This is a genomic window from Burkholderia sp. MR1-5-21 (genome assembly GCF_053427715.1).
This window is the reverse complement of record NZ_JBSAXD010000007.1, coordinates 246,122-272,076: the sequence shown is the minus strand read 5'-3', so window position 1 is coordinate 272,076 and position 25,955 is coordinate 246,122. Positions and strand designations below refer to the sequence as shown.

At 56.4% G+C, this 25,955-nt stretch carries 17 protein-coding genes; 5 read left to right on the top strand and 12 right to left on the bottom strand.

Going from position 1 to position 25,955, the window contains the following annotated elements; all coding sequences use genetic code 11:
- Window position 1 precedes the first annotated feature (1 nt).
- The 3 genes from ACV229_RS12825 to ACV229_RS12815 are packed head-to-tail and all read right to left on the bottom strand — an operon-like array spanning window position 2 to window position 3,520.
- Window positions 2-1,534: an LTA synthase family protein gene (locus tag ACV229_RS12825; protein ID WP_448083497.1), complete on the bottom strand. Its 1,533-nt coding sequence runs from the start codon at window positions 1,532-1,534 to the stop codon at window positions 2-4.
- Window positions 1,531-2,322 carry an SDR family NAD(P)-dependent oxidoreductase gene (locus ACV229_RS12820; RefSeq protein WP_448083496.1) on the bottom strand — a complete coding sequence of 264 codons (792 nt, stop codon included), beginning with the start codon at window positions 2,320-2,322 and terminating at the stop codon, window positions 1,531-1,533. The genes ACV229_RS12825 and ACV229_RS12820 overlap by 4 nt, the downstream gene beginning before the upstream one ends.
- Window positions 2,315-3,520 carry a capsule biosynthesis protein gene (locus ACV229_RS12815; protein ID WP_448083495.1) on the bottom strand — a complete coding sequence of 402 codons (1,206 nt, stop codon included), beginning with the start codon at window positions 3,518-3,520 and terminating at the stop codon, window positions 2,315-2,317. The genes ACV229_RS12820 and ACV229_RS12815 overlap by 8 nt, the downstream gene beginning before the upstream one ends.
- Window positions 3,521-4,364: 844 nt before the next feature.
- Here ACV229_RS12815 and ACV229_RS12810 point away from each other — a divergent pair.
- The 5 genes from ACV229_RS12810 (at window position 4,365) to ACV229_RS12790 (ending at window position 14,649) form a co-directional block, all read left to right on the top strand.
- Complete coding sequence (locus ACV229_RS12810) at window positions 4,365-5,513, top strand: hypothetical protein (protein WP_448083516.1); 1,149 nt, start codon at window positions 4,365-4,367, stop codon at window positions 5,511-5,513.
- Window positions 5,514-5,954: 441 nt separating this feature from the next.
- Window positions 5,955-8,798 carry a DUF4214 domain-containing protein gene (locus ACV229_RS12805; RefSeq protein ID WP_448083494.1) on the top strand — a complete coding sequence of 948 codons (2,844 nt, stop codon included), beginning with the start codon at window positions 5,955-5,957 and terminating at the stop codon, window positions 8,796-8,798.
- 15 nt (window positions 8,799-8,813) lie between these two features.
- Window positions 8,814-11,750 carry a glycosyltransferase family 4 protein gene (locus ACV229_RS12800; RefSeq protein WP_448083493.1) on the top strand — a complete coding sequence of 979 codons (2,937 nt, stop codon included), beginning with the start codon at window positions 8,814-8,816 and terminating at the stop codon, window positions 11,748-11,750.
- Window positions 11,751-11,756: 6 nt separating this feature from the next.
- Entirely contained in the window at window positions 11,757-13,379 is a 1,623-nt protein-coding gene (locus ACV229_RS12795; RefSeq protein ID WP_448083492.1) for a glycosyltransferase family 4 protein, read from the top strand.
- A 130-nt stretch (window positions 13,380-13,509) separates the two neighbouring features.
- A complete protein-coding gene (locus ACV229_RS12790; protein ID WP_448083491.1) occupies window positions 13,510-14,649 on the top strand; it encodes a glycosyltransferase family 4 protein in 1,140 nt (379 codons plus the stop codon).
- Between the two features lie 65 nt (window positions 14,650-14,714).
- On the opposite strand, the gene ACV229_RS12785 is transcribed toward ACV229_RS12790, so the two are convergent.
- The 9 genes from ACV229_RS12785 to ACV229_RS12745 all read right to left on the bottom strand — a co-directional run bounded on the left by ACV229_RS12785 (window position 14,715) and on the right by ACV229_RS12745 (window position 25,860).
- On the bottom strand, window positions 14,715-16,418 hold the full coding sequence (locus tag ACV229_RS12785; protein WP_448083490.1) for a hypothetical protein: 1,704 nt from the start codon (window positions 16,416-16,418) through the stop codon (window positions 14,715-14,717).
- Window positions 16,419-16,753: 335 nt separating this feature from the next.
- The gene (locus tag ACV229_RS12780; RefSeq protein WP_448083489.1) at window positions 16,754-17,737 is read right to left on the bottom strand and encodes a WcbI family polysaccharide biosynthesis putative acetyltransferase; all 984 of its coding nucleotides are present in this window, start codon (window positions 17,735-17,737) and stop codon (window positions 16,754-16,756) included.
- A 22-nt stretch (window positions 17,738-17,759) separates the two neighbouring features.
- Entirely contained in the window at window positions 17,760-18,875 is a 1,116-nt protein-coding gene (locus ACV229_RS12775; RefSeq protein WP_448083488.1) for a GSCFA domain-containing protein, read from the bottom strand.
- Between the two features lie 804 nt (window positions 18,876-19,679).
- Window positions 19,680-20,969: a glycosyltransferase family 4 protein gene (locus ACV229_RS12770; RefSeq protein ID WP_448083487.1), complete on the bottom strand. Its 1,290-nt coding sequence runs from the start codon at window positions 20,967-20,969 to the stop codon at window positions 19,680-19,682.
- Window positions 20,970-21,001: 32 nt separating this feature from the next.
- Window positions 21,002-21,655 (bottom strand): ABC transporter ATP-binding protein, encoded by a 654-nt coding sequence (locus ACV229_RS12765; RefSeq protein WP_448083486.1) that lies wholly within the window; start codon window positions 21,653-21,655, stop codon window positions 21,002-21,004.
- Window positions 21,652-22,443: an ABC transporter permease gene (locus tag ACV229_RS12760; protein WP_448083485.1), complete on the bottom strand. Its 792-nt coding sequence runs from the start codon at window positions 22,441-22,443 to the stop codon at window positions 21,652-21,654. Before ACV229_RS12760 ends, ACV229_RS12765 begins: the two co-directional genes overlap by 4 nt.
- 153 nt (window positions 22,444-22,596) lie before the next feature.
- Window positions 22,597-23,499, bottom strand: a complete 903-nt coding sequence (locus tag ACV229_RS12755; RefSeq protein ID WP_448083484.1) for a GDP-mannose 4,6-dehydratase — start codon at window positions 23,497-23,499, stop codon at window positions 22,597-22,599.
- A 5-nt stretch (window positions 23,500-23,504) separates the two neighbouring features.
- A complete protein-coding gene (gene gmd / locus ACV229_RS12750) occupies window positions 23,505-24,539 on the bottom strand; it encodes a GDP-mannose 4,6-dehydratase (RefSeq protein ID WP_448083483.1) in 1,035 nt (344 codons plus the stop codon).
- Between the two features lie 151 nt (window positions 24,540-24,690).
- Complete coding sequence (locus ACV229_RS12745; RefSeq protein WP_448083515.1) at window positions 24,691-25,860, bottom strand: polysaccharide biosynthesis/export family protein; 1,170 nt, start codon at window positions 25,858-25,860, stop codon at window positions 24,691-24,693.
- Between the last annotated feature and the right edge of the window lie 95 nt (window positions 25,861-25,955).

The window sequence follows — 25,955 nt, the reverse complement described above, 5'->3', positions numbered from 1 at the left end:
TTTATGTCGCTTTCTCGGATGTGTACGACTCTTTCGCGCGAGTTCCGCCCTCTTGTGTCACGCGCAACAGCAACGCACCCAACTTCTCGGCCTGCAAGTCCTGACGCTCAGCAGCAACCGCGTTGAAATTCCGCCAGATGAAATAGTCGCTGTGTTGCGGATTAACGTCCAGCTTATCGAAAACATGAGGTATGGCTGGAACATGGTCACCGTAGAAACACACCACAGTTTCACGATTGCTGGCGCGCAAATGATCGAGCAAGCGCCCGATCATTGCATCAGCATTTTCAATATGTCGCAGGTACGCCGTCAGGTCGCGCCAGGAGGCGTCTTCGCCGAGAGTATGCCTTGAAGTCGATTCTCCGGGCAAAACCTGCTCCAGATGCAGTGGGCCGTGGTTCTCCATCGTCATCGCGAACACGAAGCGCGGGCGATCGTGGCCCGTCGCCTCGAGTTCTGCGATGATTGCTTCGGCGACGGCGGCATCCGCCACGTAAGGACCGGCTCGCGATGCCGAGACAAAGTGGCCGATATCGTGGAAACGCGCGAAGCCGAGCAATGGAAACACCCGGCTTCGCCCGAAAAAATCCGCGTAATAGGGATGAATCGCGACTGTCTCGTAGCCGCCACGGCCGAACCAGGACGCGAGCGAGGCGACCTGCCGCCTGACGAAAGCGTAAGGATAGAAACGCGCATACCCGAGCGAAAACGATTCCGTGCCGGTTAGCACCGCGAATTCGGTGCGCATGGTGTTCGCTCCCCAAGCGGGCACGCTCATCTCGCCATGCCAGACGGCCTCGCGGCGCGCCTCGTCGAAGCGCGCGAAGAGGCCCGACGCGACCGCCTCGCCGAGCCGGCGCGCGTCGAAGAACGATTCGCTCTGGATCACGATCACGTCGGGGCGCCGCGTCGGCTCGCCAGTCGCGAACGGCCCGGCCGCCACGACCTCGCGGAACCGCCGGAACGTCGCGGGGCGCAGGCCGTTGAGCAGATAGGCGACGAACACTGCGAAAAAGCCGTGGCGGCGCTGGTCGACGTACGGATCGAGCGTGAGCGGAAGGCGAGTGGCGACGTGCACGGCGAGCGCGAACGGCAGCACCATCGAAAGCCAGCCCAACCCAGAGGAACTTGGAGGCACGGGTTGCTCGGCGACGAAGCCCGCGATCACAAGCACGATGCCCGCACAGATTGCGACGACCTTGCCGACGCTCAGGAACGGCAGATACAGCCGCGGGTGAGCAAACAACTGACTGAACAAGCTGAGGTCCGTGAAAACGAACGGCTCGCGCAACGACTCGTATTTCGCATTGCTGACAGCCGCGACGAGACCGATGAGCGCAAGCGCCGCGAATACCGAGAATGCCGGTCGCGACGTGACGGTGATCATCAGGTCGAAGAGAAAGAGTACAGAAAGAATGTGAAGCGCTGACGACAGCAGTGGCCGCCGCAGCGGCGCGCGCGGGATGGCGATCGCATCGAACGCGAACGACAGCGCAACGGTGGCCGCCGGCGTCAAGGCAAGACACGCGCTCAATTGGCCCGGTCCTTCGACGGCAAATAGGACAAACGGTCGAGGATCGCGTCGGCTAGCGCGGTGGGCAAGAGCGTCAGGAGGCGCATACCGAACGCGAGCAAGCCCGGGAACGCGATCTCGCTGCGGCCCGCGTCGAGCCGCCGCCGGATGTACGCGGCCGCGCGCTCGGCGCTCCAGAGGAACAGCTTGTCGCCCGGGAACACGTCGCTCATCGCGGTCTTCACGAAGCCTGGCAGGATGACCGTGACGCCCACACCATAACGCGCCAGCAGCGGGCGCACGGAATCGCCATAGGCCTTGATCGCGGCCTTGCTCGCGCAATAGGCGGGCGAGATCGCCATGCCACGTAGCGCGGCGATCGAACTGACCATCGCGATACGGCCGCGCCTGCGTTCGCGCATCCGGTCGACGATCGGTAAGACCGTATGCAATGCACCGTATAGATTCGTGTCGATGACGCGAGCCGTGCGTTCGAGGCCTTCCCAGTCGTTCGCGTTTGCGATCGTGCTAGCCACGCCGGCGTTCGCGATCAGCAGGTCGATCGGGTGGCGGGTGTCGAAATCGGCCAGCCACGCGGCGATCGACGCGGCATCGCGCACGTCGATCGCGCACGTCTCGACGGTAGCGCCGAGCGCGCCGCAGGCCGTTGCGGTCACATCAACCTTAGCCGCGTTGCGGCCGACAATGCCGAGAATCACACCCGGTCGCGCATAAGCGAGCGCTAGCGCGCGGCCGAGGCCGGCACTTGCACCGGTGATGACGATGCACCGCGGCAGTCGATCAGGCATCCGCGCGATCCAGGCGTTCGACCGCACCCGCGACCGCCATCTCGATGCCGGTTCGGGTGTAGAAATCGCCGTTGATTTGCGTGTGATGCATCACGTAGTCCAGGAAGGCATGGTAGAGGTGCATGTCGGGCCGCTTGCCATTGCGCCAAAAATCGTCGAGTTTTCCCTGCCAAGTTAAGCCGGGCATATTATAAATTGCGGTGCCGAGCGCCACTAGCGGGCGCTCATGATGAAGCGCCGACAGGCCAACCGTGCTATTCACCACGACCACGCCGCACGCATGTTCGAGCAGAGTCGGCAGGTGACCCGAATCGATGAAACGCACGCGCACGCCAATCCCCGCCTCCTTCGCGCGCGACAGCGCGAAGTGCCGATATTCGATCATTCCCGTATCCAGCGGGTGGTTCTTGATCAGCAGTGTCGCGTCCTGCGGCGCGTGCCGCGAGAAAGACCGGATCACGTAGTCGATTGCATCGCGTATCCCTTCGAACGGCGAATGCACAACGATCTGCGCATCAGAATTCAGTTGCAGCGGGAACAAATAGTACGGCTGACCGCGGTCGAGCAGTTCCCGCGTAACCGCCTCGGCCTGGCGGTGATGCCGCCCCTGCAACAACGCGCGTACCGCCAACCCCGCGTATTCGAACAGCCCGTTGCGCGGACGATGACTGCGATAGCGAGGGAAGCGCCACGCCAGCAGCGCGTTCGCGATACGGTACGCGACGTCGTGAAAGACGCGTTCAAAAAGGTTGTATCCTGTCGCCACCCCGGGCTGCGCCGGCGGAATTCGTCCGTGTACCTGAAGGATATCCGCCGGATTGGTCGGCATCAGCGATCGCCCGTTGACACCATGCCGCTCAAGCGTGATCCAATGCGGACGGATATAACCCTCTTCGAAGACGTGCACGCGAACGCCATGCTGCTCCGATATCGGGTGCACGTGCCGGTGGATCTCGCGGCAGTCGCCGAACATCAGGACATCCGTAATGCCCTTTTGACGCACCAGATCCGCGTACCAGCGCGGGAGGTCGGAAGATTTGCCACAAAAATCGATGACATCTCCCCCCCGACCGTACAACCAATCACCGCCGCAGAAATTGACACGACATACCGCGTGACCACGGCCTGAGAGAGCCTCGCACAACCGACTGAAAAACAGCGAAGCCGTGCCTTGCAGCACAAGAAAGGAGCGAGGCATGGAAAGTATCAACCGGCAAGACATCCCGGATGGGATAGCCCTCACCCATCGAAGTGGTCACTAGAATTAGAATTCATCGCGCCGGGATTGCTCGCGATTCGCAAGGTCGCCGAATATAACATTCCAAACTGAGCGTCCACAAGGCAGCATCCGAAATTTGTGGTGTGTCGTGACATACCAGACCGCGCCGCCGTCTACCATGCCGCACAACGTCGCGCACGCGCCCTCCACGAACGACTCCGCGCCAGACATCCTTCCCGATGCCCGTTCCGTACCGGGATATCCCACACACAGGCGCCCCAGTCCAGACGATAGCGCGAGGCCATCCACGGCGAACCTTGTTCAATGTGCTCTTATTTGCCGTGTATTTTGTCAGATCTGACATCTGACAATTGATCAGGACGTTACGCGCGGCGTCAATTGCCAATCGAGTCCCAATGCAAACAGCGACGAATCTCCCGCCCGACTCCCACCGCTGCCGGGTCGAGATGCAGGCGAACCACGCGAATCTCCACCGAGAGGGCCGCAATCTCACTCGGCCGGCACACAATGAATCATAAAAATGTCAGCTACGGGTGATATCGTGCACTTGCCACAGCTATAATTTCGCGCGCGGCTGCCCCCCCCCCCGAATCCAGCGCGGCACCAGGCAAGGTTGCAACTCGTCACCAGCCTGCAGCACGAGGAGCCAAGAGCGGCACGAGATTGCACGTCCCGAGATGCAAACCAGGTCACCTGCGTTCAGCCTGAACGGCATCCCGGCTTTCTGATTCGCCCCTCCGCCAGACAAGGCGATACTGGCAATGAAGCAAGGGCACATTCACGCGGAAAAGAGTTGGAACAGATCTCTAACAAAATTGCAACGAACAATCAGCCGACACAAACCAGACGCAGCCTGATCGATAGATTTAAGCGCGTGAATCGGCTGTTTGCAATCACCGTCATCGCCCCGACCATCATTGCGATCGGCTACTACGGGCTAATCGCCTCCGATGTGTATGTTTCGGAGTCGCGCTTTGTCGTCAGAAGCGCATCCCACCAAAGCTCTAGTGGCGTTATGGGCGCACTGTTGCAAAGTGCCGCCTTTTCTCGTACGCCGGACGACGCCTACTCCGTTATCGACTATATTCAGTCGCGAGACGCCCTTCGCGAACTCAATGCCAACGACAGCATTGCGTCCGCCTACTCCACGCAGGGCGACATCTTCAGCAGATTTCACGCAAGTCTGGACGGCAGCTTCGAGTCACTGTGGAGATACTATGGCAAGCATATTGTAACGGCGAGCCTGGATTCCGCGTCCGGAATCACAACCCTGGTGGTACGCGCCTATACCGCGAATGAGGCCGCCGGTATCAACGAGAAGCTGCTGGAGATGAGCGAGCGCCTGATCAACCAGATGAACAAGCGTGCCGCGGATGATACTGTGCGATTTGCTCAACGCCAGGTCGACGAGGCTACGGAAAAAGCCAAGACGGCGGCGGCCAATCTGGCCGCCTACCGAAACGGCAACGCGGTTTTCGACCCTGAAAAACAGTCCACTCTGCAACTCCAGCAAATCACTAAGCTACAAACGGAGCTGCTCAACGCACAGACCCAGCTCGTGCAGCTGCAGTCTATCGCGCCGAAGAATCCGCAGATTCCGGTCCTGACGCAGAATATCGCAACGCTGCAGAAGCAGATTCACGACTCCACTGGCGACGTCAGCGGCAACAGGAGCTCGCTGTCGGCAAAAAATGTCGCCTATACGAAGCTGCAGCTGGACTCGGAAATCGCCAATAAGCAGCTTGCATCGACCATTGCCGCGCTGGAAATCGCCCGCGGCGAGGCAGAACGCAAGCAGCTTTACCTAGATCGCTTGATTCAGGCGAATACCCCCGACGTCGCAACCGAGCCCAAGCGTCTCAAATCGGTATTCGAGGTATTCGCACTCGGGATAGTTGCGTGGGGAATTTTGAGCCTGTTGCTTGCAGGCATACGCGAACACCATGACTAATCCGTCGCAACATTAGAGCCCGGGAGAACGCTAACCCAGCGAGTTTTTTAGCGTGATACCACGGACAATCTACAAGCTTGCCCCCCCCCGAAAAACCAACAGAGAGGCAATTCTTTTGCTTACGTAAGTTGCGATGCGAAAATTCTACTTGTAGAATGGTTGATCGCGTCTTTCTGACGGTCAATCTTTCCGCATCTCTTATTTGAAATCGCTCCCTCGTCGGGCGGCGAGTTTCCTTGCGGCTTGATTCCTACTGTCGACAAAGCGTGTCGGGAGCGACATCCAAGCGTCACACAATATTTCACTCCGAAATCCAACGACGCCGGAGCGAGCCGTCTGTTTCGCTCCGGGCGCCGCCTCGCCATTATGGTGAGCGAGCAGCGGCAGGCAGGAAGTTCACGATTTTAATTTCGGCAATTACCTTCAAGAAGGTTCAAAAACATGCAGCCCACTGAAATCGCTCACTTCAAGAACCGACTCCGCGAGGTAGTTGCACGTCAAGCCGACCGAATCCTGCAGTCCAAACTCGAGACGGCGTTTGACCCAGCACGTGCTCACGCCCGTGGCCCGGCTTCGATCACGCCCGATTTCGAACGCATCAAACAGATCGCCATCGAGCTGCGCGGCGCCGTTCATGCATCGAATGGCACGCGCCATCATGCCACGCTCGAACAACACCCGTTGTCACCGCTGCCCAGCGTATCGATTCCTGCCCGGTTCGATCTGGCCTACCCAGCACTACCGACCTACCCGAGCTTCGTCGACTTCTTCAACGAAAACGACGAGCATTTTCTTCGCAAGCTGTTCGCCCATCTTATGCATCGGGAACTCGATGATGCCGGCCGCGACCACCTGCTCGAACAACTCCAATCGGGCGCCTCCCAACTCGAGATCCTTCTTCACATATGGGCATCGAGCGAACGGAAGCAACTCGGCACGCAGCTCGCGGGAATACGACGTGCCAAGCGGCTCCTGTTTCTCTCAAATCTCCCGGTAATCGGCCCCCGGATCAAGAGCAAGCTCAAGCAATCGATCTCAGGCAATAAGCAGATCCATTTTTCCGCGACGACGCTCCAGCAATATGAAGACGAGGGGTTCGTCCGCTCCGTCTATCGCGTTATTTTGAAGCGTGAGCCGGACACACATGGTCTTCGATACTATCTGAACCAGCTCCGGTCCGGTGGCTCAAAGGTCAAGGTCATTCAGGACCTGCGCGTCAGTCGTGAAGGACGGGAAGCCGCGACAGTCCTCCACGATATCGCCTACCCGAATCTCATAGAAAAGCTCGAAGCCATCCCTCTGATCCGGTGGATCGCGCTCCCGTTTATCGTTCATTATCGTACACATCACATCGGGAAATTGACCAAACTGGCCAATGGCACGCTCATCGCCAACGCCAATGCGCGCGCCGCCGCAGCCGACTCCGCCTTTCAGCGGACCCTGCTCGCTATCGGGGAACGCGATCGAGCCGCCAATCTCCAAGCTTGTTCTACACGAGATGCGATCATTGCCCTGCAGGAAAATATTGACAGCACCTCCAGGATGATCGCCGAATCGGCCAAGCGTTCGCCGTGGATCGCGTACGATGAACGTATCCGCAAGCTCGAGGGGAAAACACGCCCCGATACCGATCATCACGCGTTGCTCGCCAAACTGGAGGACGTTGCAACCCGCTCCGACGACATCCATCGCGTTGTCTTCGTCGCTATCGAGGACGACAGAAAGACGAACCAGGCGTTCGCTCTCGAACTGAAAGGCGAAATCGAACGTCTTCGCCAGGATTTGTTCGACATCGCCCAATTCGTTCCTGTGGAGCCCAATGAATCAACGCCAACCGCATACCACACGTCCGGCACAAAGTCGCTCGGAGAATTCGCGCGCCCGGACAAGCACAACCTGCCTGGCGTCAACAGCTGTAGTGCCTCCGCGATGCCGGACGGGACACTTGCGGCCTTGTTGAATTTCATCTCGGAGAACAACGGGGTTCGGGATTCCGAGATCCAGATGCTGCGACAGTCCGTCGACATGCTTCGATCGAACGTCGACCACATCGTCAAGGAACGCAAGCGCTCTGCGGAACAGCCTCAATGGATCGTGTACGACGAGCGCCTCCGCGCGCTCGACGAACAGATCAAACGCATCGAGCAGCGCATACGCCGAACGAACAACGCCAATGGATCGAACGGATCCACCGCGTCCGACCAATTGCTCGACATCACGAGGCAACTGGATTCGTTCAAGCGGTCGCTAGACGACGCGCTGACGAAAATTGCCTCGACGGTCGACTCGGGAAGTGTATCGGGCCCGACGAAAACACCAAGCGGCCGCCCGGGCGAGGGAGCGACTCGCAAGCCCCCTCGCGATACGTCAAACGATGTGCGCGAAAAAATCGAAAAATCACTGTCTTCACTGCAGGATTTTCGCCAATTTGCCGAAAATAGAAACTCAATATTTCAAGAAAACCTCTCAACGATCCAGCGAGATCTGACAACCGAACACCAGATGGCTGCCGAGCTGAACGATGAGCTTCGTCAGACGCGGAATCAAATGACGATCCTGTTCGACGAAGCAAGGACTTCCCTGTCAGGAAGTCTCGACAGCGACCAGCTGGCTCGCCTCAACTCCATCGGGAATGGCTATTTCGAATCGCTGTACCACGATTTCGAGACGAAGTTCCGGGGATCGCGCTCGCTGATCAGTTCGCGACAAAAGCTGTATCTCCCATGGATCGAGACATCCATCGCCGACACGCAAACTAAACGCATCCTCGACCTCGGCTGTGGTCGCGGCGAGTGGCTCTCTCTGTTGCGCGCCGAAAATCATGATGCCGTCGGTGTCGATGTATCACCCAATTCGAACATCCCTGAGCTGAAAATCGTCCAGTCCGATGCGATCGCCTACCTGAACAATTGTGCGAGTGCGTCTTATTCGGTGATCACTTCGTTTCACATGATCGAGCACATTTCGCTCGCGTCGCAACTTGAATTGCTCAAGGCGGCAATGCGCGTCCTCGAGCCAGGCGGCATGCTGATTCTGGAAACACCAAACCCGGAAAACATGATCGTCGGCGCCTGTAATTTTTATCTCGATCCGACGCATAAACGCCCCATTCCGCCACAATTGCTTCAATTCCTGGTTGAGGAAAGCGGTTTCGTCGATGTCCAGAGCATCAAGCTCCACCCCGATACGGAGTTGCACGCGCAGTTGTCTCCCGTTTCGAATCAACTTGCGAATCTGCTCGCAGGCCCGCAGGACTATGCAGTCATCGGAAAGAAAGCCAAATAACAGGCAGAAACGATCATGAACATTTTGATTTGCAACGAACGGCTGCTGTTTCGCTTCGGCGTCGATCGACTACTCTTGATTCTCGCAGAGAATTTTCGCAAGCAGGGGCATCACGTCACCGTGATTGCGAACAATTTCAATGAATCAGTTGTGAAAAACGCCGCCGATCAGATTTATCGAATTCCCGACGGTGCCGAAGCCTACATCCAACTCGACACCTTTACATCGAAGTGGATCGACAGGGCGTGGGATGAGTTGTTCTGGAAATCGAAACCCGACGTCGCGATTATCGGTGGCTGGCCATTTTTTTCCACGATTCCGATTCTCGAAAAGCACAACTGCCGTACATTGTTCATCGACTGCGGCTCCGTTCCGCTCGATGGATTCGAGGGCCACGCGCGCGAAATCCAGCTTTACCTGAAGGAATTGCGCAAGAAACACTTGCCCAGCTTGAGCAAGATTTCGCCGATCAGTCAATTCATCGCGACGTCGCAATCCGCGATCGATGCGCCCTCAGTGTCATCCGAAACAATCCTGCTCGGCGCAGACCATATGGCGGATGCGATTTGGGACGATGCGGCCGAAGATTCCGGATCGCTCGCGTCGCCGTTCCTCGACGCGTCGTCAGGAAAGAAACTGAACATCATCAACCTGGGCCGCTGGGAACCGGGCTGCTACAAGAATTCCGAATGCGTGTTCGACATCTCGGCCGCGCTCTCGCGCCGGAACATCGACCACAACATCTTCGTGCTGGCCGATCCGAAGCAGTTCGAATGCCCCACGTCGGCACGAGATCATGTACATCCGGTCGGCTTCCCGAGCGATCTTCAATTGCAGGATCTGATGCGCGCCTGCGACGTCGGCATTTCCGTCTCGACCTGGGAAGGATTCAATCTGCCGCTCGCCGAAATGCAATGGCTGAACAAACCCACGCTGGTTTTCAATGTCGCAGCACATCCCGAGGTCGTTGTTCACCCTTGGTACCTGTGTACGAACATCGCAGAGATGGTGGAAAAACTCGAATATCTGTGCCACTCCGCCGACATCGTTGCCGCCAATCACTGGCCCGAACGAACGCGGTTTCATCGAGATTTCCGCTGGCAGCGCGTCATCGGGCAATACGTAGATCTCATCCGCGATATCGGTCAATCTCACAAGAATATCTTGATCGACGTTAGCAACGCAGCTATCGATCCGGCCAATTCCGGTGTGATTCGCGTCACGCGACGGCTCTGTCGCGAACTGCAGCGCTTCGTAGATCCCATCTTCGTCATGTGGGATCCGAGCGTCAAACAGTACGTGTTCCCGACCGAGCATGAATACAAGCAACTATCGCAATATAATGGCCCAATCGCCGGAGGAGCTTTGCCGCGCTCTCCCGCGGGACGACGCGAGTTGCTGAGCGATCATCCGGATCTGTATCGCAGCCATAACGCCTGGCTCCTTCTGACCGAAACCATATTCGAGAAGAACGGCGTCAATATTCGAAAATTCTGCAAAGAGGCGGGCATTCGGACGGCTGCAATTTTCTACGATGCCATCCCCGTGCTTCGCCCCGATTACGTCAAGGACTCTGCGATTCGGGAGAACCACGCCGATTACATGCGGGGTATCTCGCATTGTGACGCGGTCATTCCGATTTCCCGATTCTCGGGCGACTGCCTCGACACATTCTGGAAGGCGAACAGTCTCGCCGGGCCGCCGGTTCGGGTCAACATCCTGCCCGGCGAGTTCGGTGGTACACCCCGGGTTACCGACTCCGTCGACTCGACGATCGACGGTCCGACACGCATTCTCTGCGTATCGACGCTGGAACCTAGAAAGGGGCATCGGAAGATACTCGCGGCATTGCGAACGTTGGCGAAAAACCATTCGGATTTCGACTGGGAGGTTACTTTCATCGGCAATCGATACGCGGGAGCCCAAGACATTGCCGACGAGATGACGGCATTTTGCAAATCCGAGCCCCGCGCGAAATGGCTCGGTATCGTCGATGACGACACACTGCGCAAGGCCTATTCCGATTCGACGTTCACGATATACGCATCGGAAATCGAAGGCTTCGGCATGCCGATCATGGAAAGCCTGTGGCACGGCAAACCCTGCGTCTGCCACGCGGACGGCGTAATGCGTGAACTCGCCGACGAGGGCGGCTGCCTGACGGCGGATATGACGATGCCCGACTGTATCGCGGATGCCATTTTCAAGTTGGGTAATGACCCGGCGCTGCTGCGGCGATTGACCGAACAGGCGGGCAAGCGCACTATCAAAACCTGGCAAGAATACACGTCCGATTTTCTCGAGATACTCGATGAATCGATGTGCACCGAGCACGAAGCCCCCAATAGCATCACGGGCAATGACGTGCACGCGGCCGTCGATGAATCACTGTCGCTCATCCGCAACTACGGCATTAGCACAGCGTCGCGCATCTTCCTGAATGCCCTGTTCAAACGAGTCGCGCTTGGCAGCACGCTCATCGTCGCGGACAACCAGGTCGGCACGCTGATCGAGGTACCCGCTGGTCGCGCGGTGTTCGCGTTCAGCCCCGACGACGAATCGCATGATATCCGCTATGGCGACGATAACGTCATCCGTATCAGCGGGCCAATCGATGTTTCACTTCCGCTCGTGCTCGAAGAACTCGATGTCCGGGGACCGTATCCGGATTCGTTGCTGGTCCTGTCCGACGACGAGCAGCTTGTCACACAAGCTCTCGACATCGCTCAGACGTACTCGCCGAAACAGCCGCTCGCCGTTTATCTCGAGACGAGCCTCCCAGATGTGGACAAGTTGCAGCTGCACAGCCTCCTGCGAGACGATCGCGTATCCGTCGCCACCAGCGACCTTCGGAAGTCGGAGCCGAATGTCAATGTCGAGACATTCGGCGACAGCGATTCGAGAAAACGCGTCGTTTTCTCGATCGTCGATACCCTGCACGCCGCTTACTGAACTGCGATGAAGATACTTATTTGCTCAAACGTCTATCCGCCGAAATTTATCGGCGGTGCCGAACTGATCGCGCATCAGCAGGCGATCATGTTGAAACGCGCTGGACACGAGGTCGAGGTGTTCTGCGGTGACATTCGTGAAGGCTATCCTCGACATAGCTTGCGGACAGACGAACAGGACGGGCTCACAATCCACAGAAACCGGTTGACCGGCGAAGATTTCCAGCTCGGCCTGCTTAGTTTTAACCATCCTCAAATCGACGACAATTTTCGCGCGATCATCGAACAGTTCAAGCCGGATGTTGTACACGGGCACAATCTGATCGGGCTGTCGACGCGAATTCTTCAGATCGCCAAAGATGCCGGCGCGTTCTGTGTCGTCACACTCCACGACCATTGGGGATACTGTCTCAAGAATACGGCGATGCTTGAGGGCGGGCAACTCTGCGATGATTTCACGGCCTGCACACGGTGCCACGGCCCGTTGGACGACGGACGTGGCAGAAACATACCGATCCGACTTCGCCAAGATCATTTCCGGATTCTGTTCGACAGCGTCGATGCGTTTGTATCACCGTCGGTACATTTGGCGAAATCCTACGTGAAGGCTGGTTTTCCGGCGGAAAAGATGCACGTCATTTGGAATGGTGTCGATTTCCAACGCTTTTCCAATATCGACAGGCGCGCAGCGCCTGCCGTGCGCTTTACCTTTGTTGGTTACTTCGGAAAGCACAAAGGCGCCGCAACCTTGCTGGACGCGCTCGCGATCGTCAAGAACCATGTCAACGTTCACGTCAATTTGGTTGGCGAAGGCGACCAGCATGCGGAATACGAGCGCATTATTGCAAGCAATGGCTGCAAGGATTTCGTCACGTTCTGGGGCAAGATCCCGAACGAGCAGATGTCGTCCGTCTATGAAAATACCGATGTACTGATCCTGCCGTCGATCTGGCCCGAAAATCAGCCGGTCTCGATCACGGAAGCTATGTGCTCAGAAATACCGGTCATCGCCTCGCAAATCGGCGGGATGCCGGAACTAGTCAAGCACGGTGTCACGGGATTGACCTTTGAACCCGGCAACGCCACCGACCTCGCGCATTGTATGGAAAAAATGGCGCGATCTCCGGAACTGCGCACCCGGCTCGGCGTCAATGCTCGGGAAGCCATGCGTCTCAATGCCTTCGAGATGCAAGTTTCGCGCCTCGTCCACATTTACAGACTTTCGATTGATCATGCCCGGGAAATCGGCCCAGCGGCGAGAATCCTGTGTATCGGAGACAGATTCGACCAGTCGTTTGCCACGATCGTCGAGGTCACACGCGAATGTCTTTCTGAGGAAATTCGCCCCACTTTTACACACCAAGAATGGATCACCCCGGCGCAATTCCGGGAGTTCTCCCTGATCTGGATCACCGAGGACAACGGTGATCTGAGCGGCCTCATGCGCCAGAATTTCGACGCCGAAGTACCAGTAATCCTGCCGAAGGCAAAACTCAGGAACCTGCCCGCTGAACACGGCCTGCCAGTCTGGTTTGCTTACGAGGATGCAGCGGAGGCACTGGCATGCATTATCGAATTTTCGCGAGATCACGCTAATCGACATGCCTCGAATACCGAATCGGTCGGCTGAACATCGCGTGCGCCCCTGTTGAGTGAATACGCTCGGGAATTGGCTTCCCAGTCATCTGTTGTAGGGCTCGACGCGACCGATGGACAGGGTGCGCTCCGTGAAAGATCGTACCTCTCAGTATTGCGAATTCATGAAAATTGCCCTTTGTATCGATGCCATCACCCCTCCCCTAACGGGCATCGGTCGTTACGCGTACGAACTTGCCAATCATTACCTGGCCAATGCATCGGATTTCGCGGAGTTGAAATTCTTTCTCCAAAATCGCTGGATCGAAAATCCCAACGCATTGTTGAGCAATCCCGCGGCACCATCGAGTAGTCCCGCCGCAGCTAAACGCCGAAAGGCCCTGTATCTTCGCGCGCCCCGCATATTCCGGCGCTGGCAACTGCACCATCAGGCCAGACAGTTCCAGTTCCACTCACCCAATTACTTCCTCCCGGATCTGGTCGACTCCGGAATCTCGACCATTCACGATTTGTCGGTATTCAAGTATCCGGAGACGCATCCGCGCGAGCGGCTCATCGATTTCGAAAGCAGGTTTGAGTCGACGCTCGCCAGGGCACGTCATCTGATTACCGACTCCGAAGCCACTCGGCAGGAAGTCATTGAATACTTCGGCTGGCCGGAACATCGTGTCACGTCGATCCCGCTCGGCGTGGCGGCCGATTTCCGACCCCGCGCCCGGGACGATTTGCAGCCCTATCTGGGCTCGATCGGACTGGAATCCGGATCATACTCGCTGTGCGTATCCACGCTGGAGCCACGCAAACGGATCGATCGCTTGCTCGACGCGTATTCCAGTCTCCCCGACGACGTCAGGCGGAGCTACCCACTGGTGTTGGCGGGCAGCAAGGGCTGGCTGAGCGGTACGCTGCTTTCCCGCATCGAAGCTTATCAGCGCGACGGATGGCTTCATTACCTCGGATTTGTTCCCGAACTAGCGCTCCCGCTCCTTTACTCTGGCGCGCGCGCTTTCCTGTATCCGTCGATTTATGAAGGATTCGGACTCCCTGTCCTCGAAGCACTCGCCAGCGGCATCCCGACCTTGACATCAAACCGCTCCTCGCTTCCCGAGGTGTCCGGTGGCGCCGCTTGGCTTGTGGACCCCGACGATACGGAAGCACTACGGCAAGGCATCTTGAAGATCGTCCTCGACGACGACTGGCGGCGTGGCGCAATGTCCTCAGGTTTGGCCGTCGCCAGCCAATTCACTTGGAAGCGTTGTGCGGAACGGACTATCGAACTCTACCGACAGGCTCCCCGGGCCTAGATCTGTCGTCGCCTGCACGGCGAAGATGGCGTGATATCCAGCCAGGTTGCCGTAACGGCGTTACATCAATGCGCGATCCACTTCGACCCGTCACATACCGCCGGCACCGTCGTCGTTCCGCCGCCGACCAACGGCTTGGCGTATTGCGGGGAACTCGCGTCAGTCACCATGTAAGTTGATCCAACCGATGGCTTGCTGCACACGGGCAGCGTCGCGAAGGTTGCCGGCGGCAACGCCGCGGGTCGCCTGTCAGTTCCAGCCACCTGAATCCACCGTGCCCCGTCGTAAACGAGTACGAGAACAACGTCGCGATCCGCCTGAAAATTGCCTCCACCATTAACAAACAGCGAATCGCGACCGATGCCCGAATAGACCGTCAAGGCATCGTGAAAAATCAACGTGACCTTCCTTCCCGCCCATCCACCGCGGAGAAACCGCAACCCAGCGTTGCCCTTCACCGAAAATACCTCACCGTTTGAAGGCAAGGCCATAAATTGGTACGATAACAACTCCGGAAGCTTAAGCTCGCCGGAGAACAACGATTCTCCCTGCTTTTCCGTCAGATTGAGATTATTTGCTCCAATGTAGACATTGGATGTCAAAACAACTGAAGAAATACCAACTTCGTTATTCGCCAGCGTATTTCTGTCGAATGACACAATCGATTCTTTACGTCGTATCAACAACAGATTCTTTGCGTTGAAAAATTCTGAGCCATATGCCTTCACATTGCCGCTTTCGACACGAACATGAGTCGAATTGTGATTGAAGTGCATTTCGGACAAGTCGACAATCTGGCTGGGGTTCAAATCAACCAACACTCCGACGGCCTGACTCCAAGCAGCGTTGCCTACTCCTGAAAACCCATTGAGATTTCCGTCGAATCGCCACCCCTCCGAATCGACATACTGTCCAGTATTATCTGCAACGTTGTTGATCGCCCCCACCGTGCTAACATTCGCAAAGCGAAACGACGTTTTGTAACCGTACGCAAAATTATTGGTAAGAACAGGCCCATCTACCGTGTCATGCAAGTTATAGGCGATGCCCGTTCTCTGATTCCGCGACGGGCCGCCCAACGATGCGATCGTTGCGAAGGGCCACATATGGCAATTGGTAATCCGGGCGACATCGTAAACACGAGTAAGCTCGATGCCATTGTTATTGTCGCCATACAAGGCATTGATCAGCGGCCGTTGATAGCCGGCGTCGTATACGGCCCGATCGAATCCGAGAATCATGACGCGATCCACCGCGGCATCATCCCCGCCGATCGTGATTGCTGTCCCTGCGTACGACTTACTGTCAGGCGCGGGGAACGTCATTCCCGCCCGGAAGAGTTGCATCGCCCGGATACTCGCCCCCGAGGACAAGACGATAGTCGCGGCGGGATTTACATTCAGGACCCCGCAACTCGAGTTTCCGTATTCAGCACTCGAATTGCTGCCGTTCGTTCCGGGAGTAGCGCAATCCCCCTCGAGCGAAACGCCGGGCGGGACAACGAGCTTTCGCTCGATCAAATATTTCCCCGCTATCTTGACGCTACCTCCACCGTCGAGGCCGCGCATCTTCGCTTCGAGGCATGCAGTTGAATCCCTTTTTCCGGTCGGATCACAGACGACATTTTCGTGCTGGTCACGCATTCGATCCGTACTTGTCGCCACGGTCGCTGCGAGACTGAATGCGTCAGCTATCTGCCCCGCGGCATTCTTTGTCAGAAAAGCACAAAGAACAATCATCACAACGACAACAGATTCAGCATGTTTCATAGGTAGTCCGGCCGGCATCTCCGAGGAATCCAGCAAGTGTCGGCAACGCGCAGTTATGGGCCCGGCCACGTGCCCCATGCGGCCGCCACATTGTGTTCACCGAACACAACCATAGACCAACGGTGGAGTGCATCGTTCGCCGGATTGTTTGTCCGCGGAAGCGGTCGCAACCAATCGGAATCCGGTCGCCTACCTGCTTCCCGTCGGCATCCGGGATCGGTTAGCAGGTGAAGACCAGGCACGACCGCATCGACAGATCACCGCCGTGCGAGGCGATCGCGCGATTCTTCACGTCCGACTTGCCGAAAGGATATCCCTCGGATCAGGCCACGACCTTAGACTGCTGGCGCTATGGTGTTCGCGTGATCCGTCATCCGCTTCGACTGATCACGCGATCGCCAATGCGACGCAGCCGGCAAGGATGAGGAGCGGGAATCGGAGATCAAGTCGCGTATGACACTCCGCGCAAAACGAATCGATGGATCGACGAGAAATTCGTCGCGCTCCAAAGAATGGTAGATCTGGTAAGCATTCTTTGCAAAGCGATGGATATCCATGTATCTCTCCGCCTCGCTATTGCTCGCTCGCTTGTAGGTTCGGAAATTGAGTTCGCCCTTCACGCCCAGATGACGCGCAATTTCCGGATATACCGGGCAACCATGCTGATCATCGAAGATATCGTCGACCTTTCCTTCGATCGACGCGTCAGGCTCGACGCCTACCGTTTTAACGGCGTGGAGCGCAAACTCGCCGAGAATGGAAATGTTCGGATGGTTCGGCGTATGCATGAATACGCCTCGCGCAACCCAATCGTCCCAGCGCGAGCGTGCGAATTCCTCGAGCTGGTAGGGGCGCAGCAGCTCAAAAAATACATCCTTGGCCGCATTGAAGTGGTGGAAATAACCGAGGCGATCAAATACCAACGAATTGGCAATGTTCGCCGCTTGTGTATCAGGCAGGCCAAGAGTATAGGCAGCCGCGATGATTCTCGAGTGGTACACCTCGATCGGGGAGTTCAGCGGCGCTCCGCGATGCGGGATGATGATCATATCGGGATGAAAGCCGCTGAATACCAACGGCGGAATGATCACGACATGTTTCGCTATTCCGTGCAGCGCCTCTTTCGAGAATTCTTCCATTCCGTGATCTGGAAGAATTTGCGAGATAATGAGGTCCGAGCCTGCCAAATGGTTGATGACCTCGCCTCTATCCGACGTCGGCTGCATGTGATAACTGAATACTTCCGCGTCGGGAAACTGCTTTCGCAAATACGCGGCCATTCCCACGACTTGGCAGATGCCTACGAGAGAGATTTTCATGATTCGCCTGTCTTTTCGGGAATTAGCTGCCGAAGTCCTGATCCAGAACTTCTTCGTCGCAAATAATTTTCTGGAGTTGCTTCATGTGTTCCGCCGTCGACATCAGTCCTTCCACTTTCCTTGCCGCATGGCCCGGACGAGGAACTGCCGGCTTCGCGGAAGACGTCGCGGTGCCGGAACCAGTTGCGCCGTTGCCGGCAAGATAGTGCCGCTTGAACAGTCGCATCACATGTGCCACACCCTCGGGTCGCACTTCCCGCAGATCGTCCTCGAAATATAAGGAACGTGCATACGCTCCAGTAATGATCTCGTATGAAGGGAAATAGGCCACGTTCGAATGGTCCCGCGATGCATCCTCGGCAACGACACGCAACGCCGACTTGCTGTAGCACGTCGAAACCAGTACGTGGCGAGGTTCATAGGTTGCGACTAGGGCAACCGGCGAGACAGTCAGAATGATCTTGATGGTTGGATTGACGTCTCGCAGCAGCGAGATAAATCTAGCCAGATCCTGTTCCATTTCCCGGACAGTAAAATTCTGAAATGAAATCGAATCCCCGATATGCGGATTGGCGACCACGCCAGGAGCGATCGGAAAGACCGCACCGTCGATATCGGAAACCCAGCCCTCCGTCAGCCCCAACGTAAATACAAAGACATTTGCGCGCTCGAACATTTCGCGCACGGCCTTGAAATGTTCAACACGATCCGACTCGACTTCTTCACGGTTGGCGAACCCCGACTCCTGCACCCGCGGACGGAACGGATCGACCGCGCGGCCATCCGTCCTCCACCATACGGTATCGACTGGATGGAACAGCCCGTAGGCTCGGAGGAACAACTGCAGAAGCTGGCGCACGGTATAGATATTGCCGAAGCGAGCCGGGAAGACGCCATATCCGTCGTCGACTGCGGCTGCGCAGCGCGGTGCACTCTCCGTAACCAAATAGTCGTAGCCTTCCGTAGTCAGCGTCCGCGATATGTGCTGGGCAAAACAGCTTCCCGCCGTCGCGATCTTGTCTCCGAGATTGATCGGGAACGGTGCCGACACCACCGGATCCACTTCGCTCATGTCCAGACTTGACACCGATCTTTTCCAGAAAGCGTGGTCCGGTTTATCGGAATAAGGATTCTTCATGTTTCCCCTTCACATGTTTTGGCTGATACTGCAAATCTCTGACTCCGTCAGGCTCACCCTCGAAGTGAACCGCTGACGCCTGGATCTCGGTGCACCGAAGCGCTACGCATGCAATATACCGATGATCCGGCCGATTGCCGTTGCCCACGGTGACCGGCGCGGCACCGAAAACTCCTGGCGTGGCACGAGAAACGAACCACTTGACATGCTCGGACGGCAACGACATCGCCGCAAGTCGAACGAAAGGCTCGTCCACTACGGACAACTCCGGGAGAAGACGAACGTTTTCCTGCTGGGCTGGCTCGCGAGGAAGCCATGATGGAGCAGTTCCCAAGCCATCAACTCACTAAACACACGCCCACGCTGGGACGAGCGAATCAAGCAACATCAATGGTTTTGCGTCTCGATAGACGAAGAATATCAGCAAAATCTCGCGACCTTTGTGTCTGAGCGCCAATGCGACCAAAATCGTGAAATTTCGGCGAAAGATTGTTGAAGTCGCAGCGATTGCCGTGCCGTGACGTGGCGCCCGAGACTCCGGCACCTTCGCACTGCCCAACCAATCCCGCACCGCCCCTGCTGCCGTTCGTCATCGCAATCGCCTAGACTCGGACCGCCTGCTTTCGACGTGGTTTGTCCACCGGGAACCTCGTAACGCGTCGTCGGAACGACGATCGGACATACCCGCCGGCTTACGAACACGGGAGACGTAACACGCTACCTGGTTCAACGTCCCGGTCTCAGACTGTCCCGGTTAACCACAGCAACCGATTCGGTTCGTAATCTAGCCTCAAGTAGCGTCCGTTAGCTCAACTCTTTCAGCTGGCTGATCAGCCAGCTTGCGCTCCCCGACCAATCAAGCGGATTCGCGTGGCCATTCACGATCGTCTTTTCGGATTTTTTATCGTTCAGCCATTCGAATATCCGATCCGCGAGTTGGATCGGGTTATCGTCGCAAAAATACGATGCGGACTCGTCTGCAATTTCCCTGAAAACGGGCAAATCTCGCGCCAAAACGGGCATTCCGTAATGCATTGCTTCGACGAGGGGCAGACCGAAACCCTCGGCCATGGACGCCATCACGAGCCCGCCGAGATTCTTGTAAAGCCATCCCAATTGAGGGTCGCTAACATTTTCCAGCCAGACGATCCGCTTGCCGTTCTCCGGATGCGTGCGTAAACGTGTGGCAAACGATTCGACATTCCAGCCCTGCCCTCCCGCCACAACCAATGCGACATCGCACCCTCGCCGCCATAGCTCTTCCACGGCGCGCAGCACTTGGTCGTGTCCCTTCCTCGGCTCAACCGTTCCGACCATCAACAGTGTCTGCTCAAGCACCAATCCGTCTCTGTCGGCGCGCACAGCCAGAGACGGTACTGGCTCGATGGCCGCATCGTCAAACGTCGCACCAAGATGAAACCATCGAAACTGAACGTCATCACTGGTAATGCCGAATCTCGATGAAATCCACTGGCGAGCCTCGACGGCTACCGCATTCGAAATGCAGCAAAGCATGTCGGCATGAATCGAGATTGCCCTCAACCACCTTTGGTAATGCCTTTTTCCTTTTTTTGTGAACCACTGCGGATGCACGGCCGGGATCAGATCGTAGACGATAAATACGCATTTCACTCCGGTCTGCCGCCAGGATAAAAAATCACGCAACCTCGCCGGTATGATTCGACTACTGAAATCCAGACCCAGGAATATATCGCCACATTGGGCGTACACCGGAAGGTCGAGAGTCCGTAGTTGCAGGCGGCCATCGTCCCCGGCCGGACACTGAAGCTCGACATGACGATAGCCGGATCTGCGCGTGGCCCTGACCAGCTTGACTTCGAAGTTGTCAGGCGGTGCTCGCAACAATTGGATTACGATGGATCGGACAACGCGCTGAATACCCGTCCCAGCGTCGTGCGTGGCCAAAATCGAGACATCCACGAGCAGCCATCTTGCCACGTGCTGCCGTGCATGTCCGGAATCCCGGGTGCCGCGCAACGACGCAACACCTCGACGGGCATATTTCACCCAGGCCTCGTGACCGTGCACTGCAAGCAGCTGGAGAAGATGCGCCCCCATTGTTTTTGGTTTCACGAAATGGCCAACTTCAAAAGTTTAATACGCTACTAATTGGCACCATTCTGGTAAAACTCGTAGGCTTCGTCGACATGATCGAATTGATGCAATTTTCCCTGGACGAGCACCGCCGCGTGATCGCAATGCTCCCGGATATACCCTGCATCATGACTTACGATGATCAATGCCCGATCACGCCTCTTTTCAAAAAGCTCATTGTGGCATTTCGCGTGAAATCTGCTATCACCGACAGCAATAATTTCATCAATCAGAAAACAGTCGAACTCGATAGCCATTGACAGCGCGAACGCCAAGCGGGCGCGCATACCCGCCGAGTATGTCTTGACGGGTTCTCGCAGGTAATAACCGAGCTCAGAAAATTCCTGAACGAAGGGCTCGGCGGCCTTCGAATCCGCGCCATAAACCCGACAAATGAAACGCAGATTATCGAGTCCGGTCAAGCTGCCCTGAAATGCGCCTGAGAATGCCAGCGGCCACGATACGCTCATGCCACGTCGTACGATCCCGCTGGTCGGTAACTCCGCGCCACTAACCAGACGAATCATCGTCGACTTGCCGGCGCCATTGCGCCCGAGGATACCGATTTTCTCTCCGCGCTCAACCTTCAGGCTGATTCGGTCGAGAACAGCGCGTGAACCCTGGCGGGTTTGATAGACCTTGGTGATGTTTTCCAGTGCAATCATTCAGGTTCAACTCGCTTGCTCGTTTCGGCCACCAAGAACAGACCGACGAGCATCAGAATAGCATCGAATATCACGACGTACGACACGCTGTAATGCGGTTTGACGAGATCTCCAAAATAACCCGCCCGCATCATTTCCACACCATGCACCATGGGTAAAAGCAATACGTACTGCTGCATTTTCTTCGGCAACCAGTCAACCATGAAGAGTGCGCCTGATAACGCGAACAGCAGATAGGAAACCGTATGCCAGATCCGTTCCGACATTTCGCTCCGCTCGCTCAGTGCCCCAACTGTGAACCCCAACCCGATTGCGAAAAATGCCAGCAGGAACCAGCCCATTAGAATCAGAGTGATGTCACTGGGCATCGACATGATGCCCAGTGACACGAATAATATCGTCAACGTGAATATCGAAATTGTCGCACCAGCAATCTCCAGTATCGCCCGAGAGATGAACAAATCGATCACTCGCACGTTGCGGTGAAACAGCAGGCTGTGATTCGGGAGAATGGCGAGACAGCAGCGATTGACGCAATTTCGCCACAATAACACTGATGAATAGCCCGACAACGCGAAAGCGGCGATCGGAAGACCGGAGCCATGTACCGCTTTGGTGGCCGTCCACAAACCGATGACACCTAACGTAAACATCATGGGCTCGCCAAACAGCCAAACGAATCCGACGTTGTGCCTTCCATAGCGTGTGATGATTTCCCGCATCAGGAGCGCGCCGATCACCCTGATCTGAATTTCGATGGATCGCCTTAGTGGTGTATCGTGTTTCATTCCGTATAACCTATCTCTACCTTGTCGCGCTCATTGAAAAACCATGCCGGCACGTATCGGATACAGAGATAAAAACCGCTACGGTCGCCCAACCCCACTCGCAAGCCATCGGACGCGCCGATGGTTTGCGAGGTAGGGTGGACAACCCTCGGCTCATTGCTTGACATGCGTTCCTGCGAGCATCCATTCGAGCGTTTCACCCAGGTTGGCATCCGGCTCCCAATCCGTGGCCACGCGCAATTTCTCGTTCGAGCCAATCAACTTGCGCACCTCGTTGGCGCGAACAAACTGAGGATTGACATGAACCTCGAGATGGTGCCCTGTAATCTGCTCCGCCGTGGTCAATACCTCGCGCAGCGCGTAGCCGCGTCCGGAACAGACATTGAACGTTTGCCCTGCAAAACCACCGTCAATCAACTTCGCATACGCTGCCACCACCGACCGGACATCGGAAAAATCTCGGATCACATCGACATTGCCGAGTTCGATTACCGGCCGCCTCTCGAGGAAGTGCTCGACGATTTTCGGCAACAGAAACTTGGTCGACTGCCCAACACCCGTGTAGTTGAACGGCCGAACGATGGTAATGGGCAATTTGTCCATCCATAGTCGGGCCATATACTCCATCGCGATTTTGCTGACGGCATAATCGTTGGCGGGACTGACGGGCGTCTCTTCGTTCAAGATCTCTCGATTCGAGTTGCCGTAAACGTTCGCGCTGCTCGCCAACAACACCGATCGTGGATTGCATCCGGACGCACACATGGCGTCCAGCAGATTACGAGTGCCGACCACGTTAGTGTCGTAAATCGCACGCACATCCCCATGTGCCACGAACGCGATGGCGGCCAGATGCACCACGACATCGGGCCTCATTTCCGCAAGGACTTGCACGAGTTCGGAGCGATTCAGCAGATCGACGGCACGAGTCGACACACGCGATTCAGTTTCCTGTCGATGACTTAAGCCACATACCTCATGGCCTGCCGCGACGAGATAATCTGACAGGTAGCAGCCGGTAAAGCCGCCTACTCCGGTGATCAGGACTTTCGCCATGATACTCAGAATGAGAAGCCGGCTTTGTTGCGACGAATATCGGCTTCAACCATCATCTGGCAGAGCGCTTCGAGCGAAGTTTGCGGCTTCCATCCGAGTTCGACTTGCGCCTTCTCGGGGTTGCCGATCAACAGATCGACCTCGGCGGGGCGATAGAACTTCGGATTGATCTTGACAATCACATGGCCGGTCTTCGCGCACTTACCGATTTCGTCGGGGCCGCTACCACTCCACACGATATTGATGTCAGTTGCCTTGGCGGCCATCGTCACGAAATCGCGCACGGTTTCCGTCCGGTTCGTGGCCAGAACATAGGTGTCAGGATTGTCCGCCTGAAGCATGCGCCACATGCCCTCAACGTATTCCTTCGCATACCCCCAGTCGCGTTTCGCATCGAGGTTGCCGAGTTCGAGCACATCAAGCTTGCCGAGATGGATCTTCGCAATGCTGTCGGTAATCTTGCGCGTTACGAACTCACGTCCCCGGAGCGGAGATTCGTGATTGAAGAGGATCCCGCTACATCCGAAGATGTCGTAGCTCTCGCGATAATTCACCGTAATCCAATGCGCGTAAAGCTTTGCGACACCGTACGGACTGCGCGGATAGAACGGCGTCGACTCAACCTGCGGAATCGCCTGCACTTTGCCGAACATCTCAGAGGTGCTGGCCTGGTAGAAACGAATATCGGTGTTGACAATGCGGATCGCTTCGAGCAGGTTCAACGGACCGAGCCCGGTAATCGCGGCCGTAGTGGACGGTTGATCGAAGGACACTCCGACGAAGCTTTGCGCAGCGAGGTTGTAAACCTCCGTTGCGCCCGTCGTCTTTAGCAGGTTGATACTCGCACCCAAATCCGTCAGATCATATTCGACCAGCTTCAGATTGGGGTGTGAGTCGATACCGAGTTCTTCGATCCGCCAGAAATTCACCGAGCTCGTCCGGCGATAGGTGCCATAAACCAAATAATTTTTTTCCAGCAGCAATTGTGCCAGATATGCCCCGTCCTGCCCAGTGATACCAGTAATGATTGCCGTCTTCATATTTATCTCTATTTTTTAAAAAATAATTCCGACCGCCGTGAATCAAAAATACATTCCGCGATTACGACACCACATATTTACCATCTGCCAATGGATGATAAAATTATTATGACTCGCAGCGAGCGACCGAAATAATCCACTCACTCTTCAATTATTTGAACGACTGTACCCCAGTGACCACCGGATATGCAACGGTAAATACCAGATTCAGCATTTTTTGAAGTTCCGTCACAGGTGCATTTGACACGTAAACAAGGTCCTTGTTATCCATCATAAAATTCTGTGCAACGAAGAATGAATTGGGGTCACGCAAGTTCACTCTATAAATCACCGGGACCTTATTATCCGCCGTGGTGCGCACCGGCTTGGACTGCCAATCGAGTGCACTGGCATCCTCGAAACGGAAGATGAACACGCCTCGAGCATCCGCACGCGAATCTTCCAGTCCGCCGGATCGCGCAAGCGCCTGTGCCAAAGTGATGCCCTGCGCTTCGAAATTAATTTCCTGATTCTTGCCCGTGGCTCCCAACGAAGTAAAGCTGTAAGGCTGGAACAATGCGGTAACCACATCTCCCGCGCGCAGCGGTACGTTTTGACGCGGGTCGCGAATCACGGTTGCGAGCGGAAGCGACGCCACCGCGTTGCCACGCGTCACCTGGATCGTGATCTTGTCGATCGGTTGCTTGACCCCCCCTGCAGAGGCCAGTGCGTCGAGTACGCGCTCGCCACGCGCGCTGAGCTGCATCCGGTTGCTGCTCGCGACATCGCCCACGATCGTGACATACGACGTCTCATTGCGATCGAGTTTCACCAGTACCTGAGGATCATGGGCCATGCCCTTGAGCCGAATCGTGATGTATTGCTCAAGCTGCGTCGGGGTACGCCCGGCCGCTTTTACCGCGCCAATGAACGGGATGCGAATATTCCCCTCGCCGTCAATGGTCTGGGTCGGCAGCGTCGTCATGCGCGCCCCGCTCGTCGTGCCCGATTTGACCTCCGTTTCACCGGCCGAAAACAACGTCGCGGGTGGCGCCTCCCAGATCAACACCGAAAGACTATCGCCAACCCCAAGTTGCTGACTGAATTGTGCCCCGTCTCCCAGTACATCGGCGAAACCTGCAAGTTTACGCTCAGCGAAAAGCTTGCGCGCCACTTCGTCCGTCAGATCAACGACTTGGATTCCCGCCGGATTGTTTTCGGAAGCTACGCTATTGACTTGCGACCGGCTGGGACCGGAAGTAGGAATGGTTGAGCACGCGCTCAAGCCGACGGCGCAGCATACAGCCCAAGCCACATAGGTACCACGATAGAAACTTGCCATTTTTTGATGCGTTCCGGTCATCATCTAGAGTCGGCTTGGATTGTCGCACGATGTAGAATATATTTGCGCGTGATTGACAGAATTCCTCGATCCAT

Excerpts from the sequence above, each read along its gene's own strand:
- ACV229_RS12820 (WP_448083496.1), bottom strand. The coding sequence starts at position 2,322 with ATGCCTGATCGACTGCCGCGGTGCATCGTCATCACCGGTGCAAGTGCC.
- ACV229_RS12815 (WP_448083495.1), bottom strand. The coding sequence starts at position 3,520 with ATGCCTCGCTCCTTTCTTGTGCTGCAAGGCACGGCTTCGCTGTTTTTC.
- ACV229_RS12805 (WP_448083494.1), top strand. The coding sequence starts at position 5,955 with ATGCAGCCCACTGAAATCGCTCACTTCAAGAACCGACTCCGCGAGGTA.
- ACV229_RS12800 (WP_448083493.1), top strand. The coding sequence starts at position 8,814 with ATGAACATTTTGATTTGCAACGAACGGCTGCTGTTTCGCTTCGGCGTC.
- ACV229_RS12795 (WP_448083492.1), top strand. The coding sequence starts at position 11,757 with ATGAAGATACTTATTTGCTCAAACGTCTATCCGCCGAAATTTATCGGC.
- ACV229_RS12790 (WP_448083491.1), top strand. The coding sequence starts at position 13,510 with ATGAAAATTGCCCTTTGTATCGATGCCATCACCCCTCCCCTAACGGGC.
- ACV229_RS12785 (WP_448083490.1), bottom strand. The coding sequence starts at position 16,418 with ATGAAACATGCTGAATCTGTTGTCGTTGTGATGATTGTTCTTTGTGCT.
- ACV229_RS12780 (WP_448083489.1), bottom strand. The coding sequence starts at position 17,737 with ATGAAAATCTCTCTCGTAGGCATCTGCCAAGTCGTGGGAATGGCCGCG.
- ACV229_RS12775 (WP_448083488.1), bottom strand. The coding sequence starts at position 18,875 with ATGAAGAATCCTTATTCCGATAAACCGGACCACGCTTTCTGGAAAAGA.
- ACV229_RS12765 (WP_448083486.1), bottom strand. The coding sequence starts at position 21,655 with ATGATTGCACTGGAAAACATCACCAAGGTCTATCAAACCCGCCAGGGT.
- ACV229_RS12760 (WP_448083485.1), bottom strand. The coding sequence starts at position 22,443 with ATGAAACACGATACACCACTAAGGCGATCCATCGAAATTCAGATCAGG.
- ACV229_RS12755 (WP_448083484.1), bottom strand. The coding sequence starts at position 23,499 with ATGGCGAAAGTCCTGATCACCGGAGTAGGCGGCTTTACCGGCTGCTAC.
- gmd (WP_448083483.1), bottom strand. The coding sequence starts at position 24,539 with ATGAAGACGGCAATCATTACTGGTATCACTGGGCAGGACGGGGCATAT.
- ACV229_RS12745 (WP_448083515.1), bottom strand. The coding sequence starts at position 25,860 with ATGGCAAGTTTCTATCGTGGTACCTATGTGGCTTGGGCTGTATGCTGC.